This window comes from Polyangium mundeleinium (genome assembly GCF_028369105.1).
Taxonomy (GTDB): Bacteria; Myxococcota_A; Polyangia; order Polyangiales; family Polyangiaceae; genus Polyangium; species Polyangium mundeleinium.
Genome location: NZ_JAQNDO010000001.1, coordinates 167,335 through 182,317 on the forward strand (window position 1 = coordinate 167,335; position 14,983 = coordinate 182,317).

Sequence of the window (14,983 nt, forward strand, 5' to 3'; positions counted from 1 at the left end):
CGGGTGATCACGAGTCCCTCCCGGCCGCCCCTCCGCCCGCAGGGCCAACCATGGCCGCATGGGAGCCATGGGCGCGTCGTTTGGCGGTCGCCGCCGGCGTCGTCGCCCTTCTCCTTTATCTGCTCTCGCCGAGGGAGTCGCCCTGGGCAAACCACCTCGCGCTCATGGTGCCCGACCTCCGGCCGGGGGTAGGCGTGCTGCCGCTCGTGACCGACCCCATGCAGCCGAGCCCGACTGTCGAGCCGCCGCCCCTCTGCCCGCCGTCCCCGCCGCCGGCGCGCACGCTCCCTTGTCCGGCGGACGACACGCACAAGAACGCGGGGCCGCGCTCGCTCGGGCGTGCCGCCGCGACGGCCCGCGACCGGGGGGACAAGAAGAGCGCGGCCGAGGCGTGCCGTCTGGCCCGGCCCGACAACGTCTTTTGTCGCGAGCTCCAGGACCTCCACCCTTAGAGTGCGCGGGCGCCGCGGGCACCGATCCCAAAAAAGAACGTGACCTGTCACGACGCGCGACGGATGGGCGCGTCTCGGGTGCAGTACGTATCGGGCGGCGCACGCGCGGACCGTTTCGGGCTACAGCGCGCTGTGCTGCTTTTCGGAAAGACCATGCCTGGACGGCTGCGTCGGGTTGGCTTGCTTCAATCTGGGCGAGCATGTCGTCCGACCCCGCCGTCCAGGCGTGGTGATTTCCGTTGGGGATCACGTAGAGTTCCAGACAGGACAAGCCGGGTTGTGTCCAGGAAGCCAACGCGCGGAACCTCTTGCCCATTTTCGGTCATGGAGTACGTCGTGGATCAGTGGATTTGAAAGTCGTAAGAAGAACGAAGCGTACGCCAAGTGCATCGTCGACTGCGAGCAGGGGAAACGATGCCAGTCATCGCCGAACGTGAATACGAATTCGTATTCGACGACGCCCGGCCATCGGAGAAGGTATTGCTTCGCGTCGGCGCGCCCGAGGAAAAGGACCCCGCGAAATGGGTCCTCCCCTTCGAGATCATCGGACCCGGGCAGCGTCGCATGGAGCGCGCTTTCCCCGCCGTGGACGCCGTGCAATCGTTGCAATGGGGCCTCCAGATGATCGCCCTGGAGCTCCGGTCCTTGCAAAGCAGCGCGGGGGGCAAGCTCCACTTCCTCGATGAGGAGAGCCTCGGGTTCGACCCTCTGAACCTCCCGTGACCGCTCCCGTAGGCAGGAGCCTCCGTCCCCGCCGCCCCCCGCCAGCGGCTCGACGCCCTCCGTCCAGGCGTCCAAGATCCTGCGACCGCGTTGCGCGTCGCCCCCTCACGTGATGCAATCCGCCCCGCCATGAGCGACGTCGAAAATCGGCTGAGCAGCGCCATCTCCGCGGTCCGCTCCTACCTGGAGGCCAAGCTCCTCGGGGAGGCCGTCGTTGCCTCCGAGAAGGCGATGGAGATCGCGCACGAGCTCGGCCGGGAGCATCCGCGGTACGTCGAGGCCGCGCGCATCGCAGCCCTCGCCTACGCGCTCGACAACAACGCCGGCATGTCCGCGCGCTACCAGCGCCTCGCCATCGCCAGCGCCGAGCGGCAGTCGACGTATCCGAAGGATCGGCTCGGATCGCTGCACTTCGACCTCGCCCGCGCCGAGCTCGATCGCGGCCGCCAAGAGGAGGCCTCCGCCGAGCTCGAAGCCGCGATCCCTCTGCTCTGCGAGAACCGCGCGGATCGGGATGCCGAGGCGCGGCAGGCCATGTTCTTGCGCGTCGCGCTCTGCATGGTCGCGGGCGATCCGAAGGAGGAGATCGACGCGCTCGTGGGGCGCCTGCGCGCGTGGCTCGAGCCCGTCTTCGAGGATCCCGAGGCGACGGCCGACACGAAGGCGCTCGCCGAGCACGACATGGTCACGTCGCTCTGCTCCTCGGCGCGGCTCAAGATCGCGCAGCGGCGCTGGGATCGGACCGAGGCGGCGCTGCTCGAAGCGTTCGAACGCGCCGAGCGGCACATGCTCACGGCGGACCGACCGAACCCGCACCTGCTCGGCCTCGTGAGCGAGGTCTACAAGGAGATGCGCCGCGCCTCGAAGGACGAGAGCACGGCGATCCGCACGCGCGCCGAGTCGCTGCTCGGGCCCGCGGCCGAGCGCGCCGAGCGGCTCTTCTGGGCCCAGCTCCGCGTCGTCGTGGTGGACGCGCAGAAGGGCCTCGGCTGGTCGGAGAAGCAGATCGCGCGGCTGCTCGAACCTGCGCTGCACGAGGGGGATCTCGCGGCCGATCTGAACCGCCATCCGCTGCTGCATGGGCTCACCGAGGTGCTCGGTCGGCACGCGGCGAAGGGGACGCACCTGCGGGAGCAAGGGCCGGACGAGCTGCGCCACGTGATGCGCGGAGACAAGACGCTGGCCGCGGCGATCGACGTGATGGAGGCGGCTGGCCTTTCGGATGTTTGATGGGTGAAGTCCTCCGGCGCGCCGGGCTCGGCCTCGCGCTCGCCACGTCCCTCGCCGCCGGCCCCGCGCTCGCGGAGGCGCCGCCGCCCGCGGAGCCTGCGCTCGCCGAGCCTGCGCCTGCGCTCGCCGAGCCTGCGCCCGAGCCTGCGCCGGAGCCTCCTCCGCCGCAGCCGATCGAGGTGACCGTCGAGGGCGACAAGGCGCCGGCCGGGTCGGTCTCGCTCAAGCGCCGGGACATCCGGGAGATGCCGGGCGTGCTCGGCGATCCGTACCGCGCGATCGAGGTGCAGCCGGGGGTGACGCCGACGGCGAGCGGATTGCCCTACTATTACATTCGCGGCGCGCCGCCCGGGAACATCGGGTTCTTCTACGACGGCGTGCGCGTGCCTCTGCTCTTTCACGTGGGCGCGGGGCCGAGCGTGATTCCAGCGCCGCTCGTCTCGGGCGTGACGCTGCACATGGGCCCGTATCCGGCCGACATCGGCCGTCTCGCGGGCGCGGCGGTCGAGGCCGAGGCCGCGCCGTTTCCGAATGAATGGAAGGGCGAGGGCGCGTTCCGGTTCGTGGACGTGGGCGGCGTGGTCGAGGGGCCGATCGGCGACAAGACCACGGTCCTCGTCGGCGGACATTATGCGTTTGGCGGGCACATTCTTTCCGCGCTGATCGACAACGTCGAGTTCGGGTACGGCGATTACCAGGCCCGCGTGAGCCGCCGCATCGGCGAGCGAGGCCGGCTCACGGCGCTCGCGTTCGGGGCGTGGGACTATCTGGCGACGACGACGACGGGCGACGCGAGCGGGGCGAAGGACGTCCTGCTCGACGCGGATTTCCACCGGCTGGATGTCCGATACGATCATGACTTCGATTCGGGCGCGAAGCTTCGCGCGGCGGTGATGCTCGGCCTCGATCGGTCGAGGCAGGTCGGCGCGGAGAGCGCGAACAACTGGAAGATCGGGGCGCGCCTGCGCGGGTCGAAGCCGATCGGCGGGGGAAAGGCGCTTTTGCGCGGCGGGATCGATCTGATGGTCGATCGATACGACATCGTGCACAAGGAGCCGTGTGACATCTCCCTCGAAGCGTGCGCCTCGGGGCCGCTCGGCGAGCTCGACGAGGCGTTTCGCGCGCTTTTTCCGAGCCGCTGGGACACGGCTGTCGGCGCGTGGGCGGACGCGCTCGTGGTGCTCTCGGATCGGGCGACGATCACGCCCGGCTTGCGCGTCGACCATTACACGTCGATGGGCAACACGGCGCTCGCGATCGACCCGAAGATCACGGGCCGGTTCGGGGTCGGCGAGCGCGTGCGGATCGTGCCCTCATTTGGCGTGGCCTCCCAGCTCCCCGGCTTCGCGCCCTTGCCGGCGCTGCAGATCGGGGGAATCACGGGCGGCCTCCAGCGGGCCTTGCAATCGAGCTTCGGCGCCGAGGTCAAGCTCTCGCCCATTCCGGTCGAGATCAGCGGATCGCTCTTCCGCCAGGTGACGTTCAACCTGACGGACCCGATTGGCTCCGATCGCGGCACGAACCTCGGCGCCGGCCGATTCCTCTCCCGCAGCACGGGTGACGCTTATGGGCTCGAACTCTCAGCCCGCGGCGCCTTGCGCAAGGATCTGCTCTTCCTCGCCTCGTACACGCTTTCCCGGTCGACCCGCACGTCGAAGAGCGGCCTCACGACGCCCTCGGCGGTCGATCGGACGCACGTCGCGCATGTGGCCTTGCTCTACGACTTCGGCAAGGGCTGGAAGGCGGGCGTGCGGCACGTCTTTTACAGCGGGTTTCCCGCGCAGGAGGCGGGCAGCGGGGCCGTGGTGGAGGATCCGCCGCGGGTCCGGCCTTTTTATCGGCTCGATCTGCGGGTGTCGCGGCGGTGGAAGGTCGGCCAGACGGGGTTCGTCTCGCTCGTGCTCGACATGCAGAATGCGACCTTGAGCAAAGAGGTCTTCGACGTGACGTGCGCCCGCGGGATCTGCCAGCCGCGGCTGCTCGGGCCGATCACGATCCCGCAGCTCTCGGTGGAGGCGGGGTTCTAAAGGTATTTCGTGACGGCGGGCGGGTTCCACCAGTTGTTGTTTCGCCCGTCGTAATACTGGATCGGGGCCGCGGCGAGCTCCTCCGGGTCGACGTCGTCGAGGCAGGCCACGTTGATCGCGTAGAACGCGCCGCCGAGCTGCTCCATCGATCCGGGCCCGAACGGCGCCACGCCGCACGTCTTGCAGAAGTGGTGGTGCATGCTCTTCGAGCCGAACTGATAATCGGCGAGCGCCGATTCGTCCGTCAGCAGCCGGAACGCGTCGGGCTTCGCGATCGTGCCCCACCACCGGATCTTCGCGCAATACGTGCAATTGCACCGACCCGTGCCCGCCGAAAGGTCGATGTCCGCCTCGAAGCGGACCGCGCCGCAATGACAGCTCCCCTTGTACGTCTTCTTCATTCGTCGCTCTTTCCGAAGAGCCGGTGCCGGAAGTATCCGATCTGGCTCTTCGCGATCTCTTTCACGAGATCGAGTTTGTCCACCTCGCGCGCGCTCGTCCTTCCGAGAAGCTCTCCGGATTCGTACAGCTCGCGTGTCCTCGCGCGCTGTAGCTTGCCGCTCGACGTCTTCGGCAAGACGCCCGGCGCGAGCGGCACGACGTCGTCGATGGTCAGGCCCACGCTCTGCTGCACGGCCTTGCGCACGTCGGCTTCGAGCCGCTTCTTCGTGGCCTCGTCCCTCTCGCCCGTCTCGAACGCGATGACCACGCGCTCACGATCGGAGGGGCCCTTCATCGTGCCGAAGGCGATGACGTTGCCCTTGCGCACGCCCTCGACCTGGCTCGCCTCCCACTCGATGTCCTGCGGGTAGTAGTTGCGGCCGTTGACGATCACGACCTCCTTCGAGCGCCCGCAGATGTAGACCTTCCCATCCGCGATGTACCCGAGGTCGCCGGTGCGCAAGAAGCCGCCCGCGAACGACCGCTTCGTGACCTCCAGGTCGTTCCAGTAACCTTGCATCACGCTCGGCCCGCGGATGCGCAGCTCGCCGACCTCGCGCTCGGGCAAGGGGCGCTCGCTCTCCGCGTCGTCGGGCGCGAACGTCTTGATCTCGTGGTCCTCGAAGGCCGCGCCGCACTCGACGATGCCCGAGGCGCGCGGCGAGCCTTCCGCCGCAGGTTCGGCGTGGCCCTTCGACCAGAGCGTCTCGCCGTCGACGACGTCGGCCCGCACGCCCGTCCAGATCTTGCTGAACGAGACCGCGAGCGTCGACTCGGCCATGCCGTAGCAGCACACGAACGCGCGCTCGTCGAAGCCGATGCGGGAAAACTTCTGCGCGAAGGCGCGGAGGTTGTCGGCGCGGATGGGCTCGGCGCCGCAACCCGCGACGCGCCAACTCGACAGATCGAGCCCCTCCATCTCGCTCTCCTTGATGCGCTTCACCGCGAGCGCGTAGGCGAAATTGGGGCCGAAGGAGATCGAGCCCTTGTACTTCGAGATCGACTCGAGCCAGCGCGCCGGGCGCTTCAAGAAGAGCAGCGGCGGCAGGAAGGTGATCGGGTTCCGGTGGTAGATCGGCGCGATCACGAAGCCGATGAGCCCCATGTCGTGGTAGAGCGGCAGCCACGAGACGCCGTGATCGACGCCGTCGGTGATGCTCAGACCCACGGGCATGATCGCATGCACGTTCGCGGCGAGGTTTCGGTGCGTGAGCGTCACGCCCTTCGGCCGCGCGGTCGAGCCGCTCGTGAACTGAAGGAAGCAGACGTCGTCGAGGTCGATCTTCTCGGGCCTTAGTTTGTCGCTCGCCGTGCGCACGCCCTCGACCGCCACGACCTTCTCGAGCCCCGGCGCCTGGGCCTGGATCGTGCCGAGGATCTTCTTGATCTCGCTGCTCGTGAGCAGCACGCGCGCGCCGCTCTTCGCCACGATGTGCAGCGTGTTTTCGAGGTACCCCGAGAGTTTGCCGAGGCCCGTGGGCGGGTAGATCGGCACCGGGATGATGCCCGCCCGCACGGCGCCGAGGAACGCGAACACGAAATCGGCGTTGTCGGGGAGGATCAGGGCGATGCGATCGCCTTTGCGCAGGCCCATCGCCTGCATCGCGCCGCCGAAACGAGCGCTCATCCGTTCGACGTCGACGTACGAGTGGAAGGGCGCGACGTCGGGCGACTCTTCGAGGAAGCGGTACCCTGTGCTGCTGCCGCTCGCCGCCGCGTCCTCGATGGCCTGCGCGACGGTGCGGGGCGGAGGCGCGCTCATCCTTGGAGCCTTCCGTCGCTTTCGAGGCGCGTGAGGATTGCGGTCGCGACGTCGCCGATCGTGTTGATCTCGCGGAGCGCCTCGTCGGGGATCGTGAGCTTGAAGGTGTCTTCGAGGTCCGCGAGCACCTCCATGACCCCGAGCGAATCGATGCCGAGATCGGCGACGATGTGGCTCGTCTCGCTCGCCTCGACCTCGGTCTGCTTGTGCTGACGGAACACCTTGAGCAGCTCTTCGTGGACGGTTTCCCGATTCCAAGTCATGGGGCGCTTCCTACTCCAATTCGTCGCTGGTCACCAGACGCCTGAGCCGTTCGAAGCCCTCGACGCTGCGCGCGCCGTACCACATGAGGTCCTTGCCGTTGCAGAAGAGCACGCGGCCGGTCTTTGCGGCGGGGATGTCGAGCTTGCGGAAGATCTCGGCGTCGGCCTCCGTGAACGCGTGCGGCTCGTCGGGCAAGAGGACCACCTCGGGCTGTCGCGCGACGACCTCGTCCAGCGTGACCCGCGGATATCGCGTGTCCCGACTGCCCACGCGCTCGGGCGGAAGCGGCGCGGCCTTGCCGAGATCAGCGGCGAGCGGGTAGCGGCGCCGCCGGTCCGCGAAGATGTTTTGCGCACCAACGAGATCCATCATGTCGGAGATGAACGTCTCTTCGTGCACGGTCATGAGCGGATCCATCCAGATCGGGACGAACGCGCGGACGGGGACGTGCTCGCCGCGGTGCTTCTCGGCCTCGCGGTGCGCGTGGTAGGCCGAGGCAATCCGCGCGCGAGCCGCGTCGTCGCGGTCGAGGCCGAGGGCGAGGCCGAGGCGGGCGAGGTGCGCGATTCCGTCGGCGACGCGCTTGGGAAACGAGACGAAGACGGCGACGCCGGCTGCGTCGAGGCGCTCGATCTGCGAGCGGGTGTTCTCTTCCTGGTTCGCGATCACGAGGTCGGGTTCGAGCGCGAGGACCTTGTCGACGTCGACGTCTTTCGTGCCGCCGACGTCCTCGATCGTCTCGACCTCGCCCTCGGGCGCGATGCAAAAGCGGGTTCGTCCGACCAGGCGGTCTTTGGCGCCGAGCCGGATGACCGAGTAGGTATCGCTCGGGACGAGCGAGACGACGCGCCTCGGCGGGGCTGTGAAAATATGACGGCGTTGTCTGTCGTCCTGGACCTTGATGATTTTCATCGGCCCGGCTCTTTAGCGCCGGCGGCGCCGGTGGGGGAGGGGGGATTGTGGCTGGCGGCCGGGTTCGACCTTGCGGTACGCTCGCGCGCGGAGGTGTTTGATGAGGAACGTGCCGTCCGTGCGCGTGGGCTGGGCTGCTTTGCTCGGCGCGCTATTGCTTGTGGGGTGCGGGGGTGGCTCGGGCGGCCAGGGCGGCGCCGGCGGGCAAGGCGCGAGCGGCGGCTCGGGCGGCAGCGGCGGCCAGGGCGGCGGCGGCGGCCCCTCGTATGCGGATCCGTACACGATCACCGCATTCGACGACACGCGCATCACGAGCGACGGAAACCAGCCGAATTTCCAGACGGTGTTCACGGACATCGATTTCAAGGACGGCCCGTTCGCGAGCGCGAAGCTCGTCGTGGACCTCGCGAGCACCTGTTATCCGTTCGACAAGTGGGTCGACAACCCGCCGCCCGCCGGGCAGAACTGGCCGGCCGATTGCGACGCGTTCGATCGCAATTTCGACATCTCGCTCGATGATCCGATGGATCCGACGACGGAGCCGCCGGGGCTCGAGGTGATGCACGCGATCACGCCGTTCGGCGGGCCGCTGCACCTCGAAATCGACGTCACGGACGTGGCGAACGGCCTGCCGGGCGCGCACCGGATGCGCGCGCACATCACGACCTATTCGGACGGCGCGGGCATGGTCTCGGGCTCGAACGGCGGGTGGAACGTGACGGCGAAGCTCGAAATGGTGCCGGGCGCGCCGCCGCGGAACGTGCTCGCGGTGAAATCACTCTATTACGGGTCGCAGACGACGGCGGATGGACCGGGCGCGCTCAACTTCGAGGCGCCCGCGGGCGCGGTGGCGGGCAAGATGGAATTCCGCACGAGCGGGCACGGAGGCGGCAACGCCGGGTTGGGTTGCATCGGGCCCGCCGAGGAGTTCTGCAATCGCACGCATACGGTCTCGATCGACGGCGCGGTGGTCGAGACGTGGAAGCCCTGGCGGACGGACTGCAAGGAGCTCTGCACGGAGACGACGCACACCTGGCCGAGCGGAAACAGTTTTACGTACTGCCTCGAAAACCCCTGCGGCGCGACTTCGAGCGTGAAGGCCCCGCGGGCGAACTGGTGTCCGGGGAGCATGACGGCGCCGAAGGTGTGGGAGACGCCCGAGCTCGGAAAACCCGGGCCGCATTCGTTCCAGTGGACCATCAACACGGTCGAGTCGGGCGGGAACTGGGCCTCGAGCGCCACGTATTTCGCCTACGGACCTTGAACGAAAGGCTGTCTCCGATGTCTCTCCGCTTTCGGGCGGCGTGCCTCGGCCTCGCCGCCGCGCTCGTCGGGTGCGGCGGCGGGGGCGAACCCGCGGAGGTAAAACCCCCGGATCCGCCGCCGAAGTTCGATTATCCGCTCGACGACGTGCTCAGGTTGCATCACCTGCAGACGAAATCGACACACAACAGCTACCACATCGAGACCGAGGGCAACACCGTCGGCGAGTGGCGCTACACGCACGCGCCGCTCGACGTGCAGCTCGGCGCGCAGGGCGTGCGGCACGTCGAGCTGGACTTGCGATACGACTTCGATCTCGAAGCGTTCGAGGTGTATCACCTGCCCGTCCTCGACGAGCAGACGACGTGCAGGAAGCTGACGGATTGTCTGCGGGTGTTGAAAGACTGGTCCGACGCGCATCGGGCGCACCACCCGATCGTCGTGCAATTCGAGATCAAGGACGCCGTGCCAGCCGACGAGGCCGGGGCGGAGAGTTATTTCGCCGCCTTGCACAAGGAGATCCGCAGCGTTTGGCCGGACGATCGGATCCTCGTCCCGGACGAGGTGCAGGGCGACGCGGCCACGCTGCGGGAAGCGGTCCTCTCCAAGGGCTGGCCGACGCTCGGCGAGGTCCGCGGGCACGTGCTCTTCACGCTGGACGACGGCGGCGATGCGCGGAAGGCGTACACGAAAAACCATACGAGCCTCGCGGGCCGGATCCTCTTCGCGAACGCCTCGCCCGCGGATCCGTGGGCCGCGATCGCGATCCTCAACAATCCCGTCGGCGAGGCGGCCGCCATCGCCGAGGCGCTCGCCGCGAACATGCTCGTGCGCACGCGCGCCGACGGGAACGCGGGCGACGTGATCGAGATGGGCAGCACGATCGAACGAGAAGCTGCGATCGCGAGCGGCGCGCAGTTCGTCTCGACGGATTTCCCCGCGAAGGTCCCGGAGGCCGAGTACTGGGTCGAGATCCCGGGCGGCGCGCCCTCACGATGCAACCCGGTGACGGCGCCGAGCGAGTGCAGCACCGAGGCGATCGAGGATCCGAAGTTCGTGGATCCTTAGTTCTCGTTTGGGGGCTCCGCTCGGACGAGCCGATCTGCGCCCCCAAACCCCCCCGCTCAGCGCTCCTCGAACGACGCCACGACCTTCTCCTCGATCGCCTTCCACCCCTCGGGCCGCCGGCCCTTGCGCGCGTACCCGCGCACGATGAGCTCGCGTGAGCCCACGACGACGAAGTACGTGCGCAGCGTGAACGACTCGCCGCCGATCGGCATCTCGTGCTCGACGAGCACCGCCTTTCGCGCGCCCACGTCCTCGATCCGCGCCTTGTCGAGCCGCACGGCCTTGTCGGGCGCCGTCTTGTCCGCCGCGACGCGCATCTCCTCGACGAACGCGTCGAGCTGCTCGGCGAGCGGCGCCGGCTCCAGATCCACGGCGATGATCTCGACGAGCACGGGAGACGCGTCGATGTCGCCGAACGTGAGCACCTGAAGGCCGTCGCGGTCCTCTTTGCCGGCCATCTTCGCGAGCGGCGCGGGCATCTCCACGGACAAACCCAGGCCCGGCAGCGTCGTGCGGGTCATCGCGGGCGGCTTCTTCATCGCCCACGGTCCGCCGAGCGCCACGCCCGCGCCGATCGAGACGAGCATCGCCGCGCCCACGATCATCGAGGCGAGCGAGAGCAACGGGCGCGGGCCGGGCTCCACGTCGCCCTCGTCGATGCGCTCCTCGACGGGCTTGAGCCCGCGGCCGAGGAGCAGCGCCGTCGCCAGAAAGCCCACGATGCCGCCCCCGAAATGCGCGAGGTAATCCACGCCGGGGAAGAAGCTGATGAGGATGTTCGGCACGAGCGGCCGCCACGCGCCTTGCTTGAGCCGCGTGATGAAGAGCGGCGGCAAGATACCGCGCGGGAAGAGGACGATCGCGAGCACCGCCGTCATGAGGCCCCAGATCGCGCCCGACGCGCCGACGCTCCACTGCCCGCTGCCGAGCAGCGTCGTGGCGAGTGCGCCGCCGAGACCGGAGAGGCCGTAGAGCACGAGGAAACGCCGCGAACCGAGGATCGGCTCGAGCATCACGCCGAGGCTCCAGAGCGCGACCATGTTCATCACGAAATGCATCGGGCTCGCGTGGAGGAACGCCGAGGCGAAGATGCGCCACACATCGCCGCTCTTCACCGCGTGCCCGCTCGTCGCGCCGAGGGCCACGAGCGCCTGCGTGGTGCCCATGCTCTGCCGCCAGATCAACGTGAGCACGCCGAGCACCGCGCAGAGCGCGATGATCCCGACCGTCACGGGCGTCCCTCCGCGCAGCCGCGAGACCGCGCGCTGGTCCCGCCGCGCCAGGTTTCGCCCTTTCACGAGCGCCTCCTCGATCCGCTCGGGCGTCGGCGGCTCGGTCGCGCGGATCTGCTCGCTCGCGTGTTCGAGCAGCGCGAGCTTGGGCCCGGCCACGTGCGCGTACCGGCTCGCGTCGTCCACGTGGTGAAAGCCGAGTTTGGTCGCCGCTGCGTCGCTCGTCGACGCGCGACGCAGCGCGTTCACGATCTCGGGACCTCCACCGACCGCGACGACGTGCGTCGGCACCGGCGCTTGATGCGTCGAGCTCACGATTTGCGCGAGCAGCTTCGGCAGCCGGTCCATCGCGTCGCGATCCCGCGTGGGCAGGAGGAGGAGCTGCGGCGGCGCGCTCGTCGTCACCACGTGGGACACGACGGGGCCGTGCTGGACGAGGCAGCTCTCCGGATCTTCTGCGAAGATCGCGCCGAGGAGCCTGTCCCTTCGCACGACGCTCGGGTCCGTCGCGAGCTCCACCTCCTCGATCCTCTCCTCGGGCATCATGCGCCGCTCCTCGCCTCGCGTCGTTTCGTGGTGTCGGGGACGGCGCAGAGTTGCAGGCGTTTCGCTGCGCTGCAACGTGGCTTTACGCGTGCGGTCTTGGCGAAGGCTCGGGTAGGATGGGTGCGTCATGCCCGACTGGCTCAAGAACCTTCTGCCGATCGTGCTCCTGCTCGCGGCGATCGCCGTTGTCGTCAGCCGCCTGCCCAAGATCGATGTCGGCCACTCCGAAGCCTTCAAACGCAGGCGTTTCTTGAACTGGTTCCCCCTCGGGCTCACGTACGCGCTGCTCTACTTCGGTCGCTACAACCTCTCGGCGAACGCGTCGCTGATGGAGAAGATCGGGCTCCTGACGAAGCAGGAGTACGGCGACATCGACGGCGTGGGCTCCATCCTTTACGGCGTGGCCTTCCTTCTCAACGGCCCGCTCACGGATCGATGGGGCGGCCGCGCGACGATCCTCATCGCGGCCGGCGGCTCGGCGCTCATGAACGCGCTCCTCGGCGTGATCACCATGCGGGCGCAGGCGGGCCAGATGGAGCATGGGTCCGTCGTCACCGCGATGACCGTGCTCTTCGCGGGGAACATGTATTTCCAGAGCTTCGGCGCCGTCTCGATCGTCAAGGTCAATGCGCCCTGGTTCCACGTGCGCGAGCGCGGCGTGCTCGGCGGCGTCTTCGGCATCCTGATCTCGCTCGGCCTCTACTTCGCCTACGACTGGAGCCGCTTCATCGCGAAGGCCATGGGCATGACCGCGGCGTTCATGATCCCGGCGGCCCTGCTCGTCGGATTCTTGATTCTCGACGCTTTCATGATCCGCGATACGCCCGGACAAGCGGGTTTTGCCGATTTCGACACGGCCGACGCGTCGAGCGGCGACACGGGCGAGCAGGTCGGGCTCGCCGAGGTCGCGCGGAAGATGTTTTCCCAGAAGGTCATCTGGATCATCATCGCGATCGAGTTTTGCAGCGGCTTCCTCCGGAACGCCGTCATGAAATGGTACCTCGTCTTCGCCGACAAGACGGGACTCAAGGACGGGTTCGTTTCGGAGAACTGGGGCGTCTTGCTCTGCGTGGCCGGGATCCTCGGCGGCATCTTCGCGGGCCTCATCTCCGATCACGTCTTCGACTCGCGGCGCGGCCCGGTCGCGTCGGTCCTTTATGCGGGCCTGCTCGGGGGCACGGCCGTCGCGATCTTCGTGCTCGGCAGCCCCATCACGGGCTGGGCTGTGGTGTTCATGTCGCTCTGCGTGATCGGCGTGCACGGCATGCTCTCCGGCACCGCGAGTATGGACTTCGGCGGCAAAAAGAACGCGGGCGTGGCGACGGGTATCATCGACGGATTCGTGTATCTCGGCACGGGCTTCCAGTCGCTCCTTTATGCCCGCATCCTGCCTTCGGGCGACGCCGCGAAGGATCCGGCGAACTGGAAGCAATGGCCGCTCGCCATGCTCCCGGTCGCCGCCGTGGGCCTCCTTCTCGCCACGCGCGTGTGGAACGCCAAGCCCAAGGCCGCCGCGGCGCCTGGGGCCGCCTCGAAAAAATCCGAGTCCAAGCCGGAAACCGCGGTGGCTTGAGCGGATCGTGAGCGGCAAGGCATACGTGGGGCCGTCGCTACGGCCGGTGGACGGGTAGACACGGCCCCCCGGGGCGGGATCCTGCGAGCACCGCCATTTCCCTGAAAACGAGGCCCGGCACGGATCCTGATGGTACCGTGCCCGGAGGCTTCGTCATGCGTCTCGGTTCCGCTCTCGCTGCTCTTCTGCTCGTCGTGTCCGCCGTCGGTTGCTCGAAGCGCGAGGCCCTCGTCAAAATCCCCAGCGTCGAGCCCTCCGCCGTCGTGTCGCCCGCGCCCGCGCCCTCGGCGCCCGCGACCGACAAAGCCCCCGGGATGGCGGGCGAGATCGATCCCAGCCTCTTTGCGCACGTCCTCGTCGAGCATGGGAAGACGTACGTCGTCCTCGACGCCAGCCCGGACGTCGATCGCTGGGCCCAGGGCGCGCCGACCCTCGTCTCCGACGAATCACCCGTCGTCACGCGTCGCGAAATCGTGCCCACTGCGCTCCCGGCGTCGCTCGTTCGGCGTATGGGTGCACCCGTTCGTCTGTATGGGCCCCAGGGCGCCGTGTGCGAGGGCAAGCTCGGCCCGATCAGCCTGATCAGCCGGGTGGAGCCGGAGTACAATGTTCGTCAGCAATGGAAGGGCGAGGATTACGACGGGACGCCGATCCCGCCCGCGAATGCCGAGCAGATTGCCGAGGAGGCGTGGAGCATGGCCGAGGGCGGCCGTTCGCTCGTCGCGGAGCTCGGCGACGTGCAGGGCGATTGCAAGGACGCGATGTTCGCGCGCGACCGTGATCTCCCCCAGGCGCACCCGTTCACGGTGAAGGACGCGCCGGTCGCGCTCGCGACGCGCGCCGCCGCCGAGATGCGAAACCTCGCGGGGTATGCCGAGATCGACGAGAGTTACCAGGGCTCGGGCATCCAGACGCCCGACGTCCCCTGGGAGCAGCACAACGGCGCGACCCCCACCGTAAAGGTGTTTTCGGGCGAGGGCGCGACGTACGTGTGGCTCGACGCCGATGCCGGCGAAATTTGCAGCGAGTTTCGCGGGAAACTCACGGCGCTCTGGAAGCTCGAAGGCGGGTCCGCCAAGGACGCCCGATTCGTGAAGCTGTACGAGGGCGCGGACGACTTCCTCCCGAGCACCCTCGTCCACCTCGATCGGGACGGGTCGCCCTCCTTGCTCGGCTACCAATCGGTCCTTCGCAAGGGCCCGAGCGGCTTCGCGGTCCGCAGCGTCTCGGTCCCCTACTTCCTCTGCCCCTGCTGACGTTCGGCGAGCCTGCCCACGCCCTCGCTCCCGGCTCGTCAGCATCGCGACGGCCCCCCTCGTCAAGACCGTAACGATCCCCCGCCCCCGCTCCCGACCGCGGCGCTGTTTTCGCGGCAAAATGCGTGGATCGCGGCTCCTTCGGCTTCGGTACGGTTCCTGCCTTGGTTCCGTCGGTCCTCCTCCCCCCGTCATTGACGCCGGGGGCCAGGTGTGAGACGCAACCGAGTCCCT

General features: G+C 68.4%; 13 protein-coding genes. 8 read left to right on the forward strand and 5 right to left on the reverse strand.

The window, feature by feature from the left end:
- The first annotated feature begins 50 nt into the window (after positions 1-50).
- The 4 genes from POL67_RS00730 to POL67_RS00745 all read left to right on the forward strand — a co-directional run bounded on the left by POL67_RS00730 (position 51) and on the right by POL67_RS00745 (position 4,432).
- Positions 51-452, forward strand: coding sequence for a hypothetical protein (locus POL67_RS00730; RefSeq protein WP_271914392.1), 402 nt, complete (start codon positions 51-53; stop codon positions 450-452).
- 414 nt (positions 453-866) lie between these two features.
- Positions 867-1,175 carry a DUF6968 family protein gene (locus POL67_RS00735; protein ID WP_271914395.1) on the forward strand — a complete coding sequence of 103 codons (309 nt, stop codon included), beginning with the start codon at positions 867-869 and terminating at the stop codon, positions 1,173-1,175.
- Positions 1,176-1,304: 129 nt separating this feature from the next.
- The gene (locus POL67_RS00740; RefSeq protein WP_271914398.1) at positions 1,305-2,405 is read left to right on the forward strand and encodes a hypothetical protein; all 1,101 of its coding nucleotides are present in this window, start codon (positions 1,305-1,307) and stop codon (positions 2,403-2,405) included.
- On the forward strand, positions 2,405-4,432 hold the full coding sequence (locus POL67_RS00745; protein ID WP_271914400.1) for a TonB-dependent receptor plug domain-containing protein: 2,028 nt from the start codon (positions 2,405-2,407) through the stop codon (positions 4,430-4,432). The genes POL67_RS00740 and POL67_RS00745 overlap by 1 nt, the downstream gene beginning before the upstream one ends.
- Here POL67_RS00745 and POL67_RS00750 read toward each other — a convergent pair.
- From POL67_RS00750 to POL67_RS00765, 4 genes are read right to left on the reverse strand one after another with little or no spacing between them, the layout of a single operon-like run.
- Positions 4,429-4,833 (reverse strand): GFA family protein, encoded by a 405-nt coding sequence (locus POL67_RS00750; protein ID WP_271914403.1) that lies wholly within the window; start codon positions 4,831-4,833, stop codon positions 4,429-4,431. The genes POL67_RS00745 and POL67_RS00750 overlap by 4 nt on opposite strands.
- Entirely contained in the window at positions 4,830-6,635 is a 1,806-nt protein-coding gene (locus POL67_RS00755) for a fatty acyl-AMP ligase (RefSeq protein WP_271914405.1), read from the reverse strand. The genes POL67_RS00750 and POL67_RS00755 overlap by 4 nt, the downstream gene beginning before the upstream one ends.
- Positions 6,632-6,898, reverse strand: a complete 267-nt coding sequence (locus tag POL67_RS00760) for a phosphopantetheine-binding protein (RefSeq protein WP_271914408.1) — start codon at positions 6,896-6,898, stop codon at positions 6,632-6,634. Before POL67_RS00760 ends, POL67_RS00755 begins: the two co-directional genes overlap by 4 nt.
- A gap of 10 nt (positions 6,899-6,908) precedes the next feature.
- Complete coding sequence (locus POL67_RS00765; protein WP_271914410.1) at positions 6,909-7,811, reverse strand: ABC transporter substrate-binding protein; 903 nt, start codon at positions 7,809-7,811, stop codon at positions 6,909-6,911.
- A gap of 100 nt (positions 7,812-7,911) precedes the next feature.
- On the opposite strand from POL67_RS00765, the gene POL67_RS00770 reads away from it, so the two are divergent.
- Positions 7,912-9,075 carry a peptide-N-glycosidase F-related protein gene (locus POL67_RS00770; RefSeq protein ID WP_271914411.1) on the forward strand — a complete coding sequence of 388 codons (1,164 nt, stop codon included), beginning with the start codon at positions 7,912-7,914 and terminating at the stop codon, positions 9,073-9,075.
- A 17-nt stretch (positions 9,076-9,092) separates the two neighbouring features.
- Entirely contained in the window at positions 9,093-10,142 is a 1,050-nt protein-coding gene (locus POL67_RS00775) for a Ca2+-dependent phosphoinositide-specific phospholipase C (RefSeq protein ID WP_271914413.1), read from the forward strand.
- 56 nt (positions 10,143-10,198) lie between these two features.
- Here the strand turns inward: POL67_RS00775 and POL67_RS00780 are convergent, their stop codons facing one another.
- Positions 10,199-11,920, reverse strand: a complete 1,722-nt coding sequence (locus POL67_RS00780; RefSeq protein WP_271914415.1) for a rhomboid family intramembrane serine protease — start codon at positions 11,918-11,920, stop codon at positions 10,199-10,201.
- Between the two features lie 127 nt (positions 11,921-12,047).
- On the opposite strand from POL67_RS00780, the gene POL67_RS00785 reads away from it, so the two are divergent.
- Together POL67_RS00785 and POL67_RS00790 are read left to right on the forward strand one after the other, a co-directional pair.
- Entirely contained in the window at positions 12,048-13,493 is a 1,446-nt protein-coding gene (locus POL67_RS00785; protein WP_271914419.1) for an MFS transporter, read from the forward strand.
- Between the two features lie 155 nt (positions 13,494-13,648).
- Positions 13,649-14,749 (forward strand): hypothetical protein, encoded by a 1,101-nt coding sequence (locus POL67_RS00790; RefSeq protein ID WP_271914420.1) that lies wholly within the window; start codon positions 13,649-13,651, stop codon positions 14,747-14,749.
- The last annotated feature ends 234 nt before the right edge of the window (positions 14,750-14,983 follow it).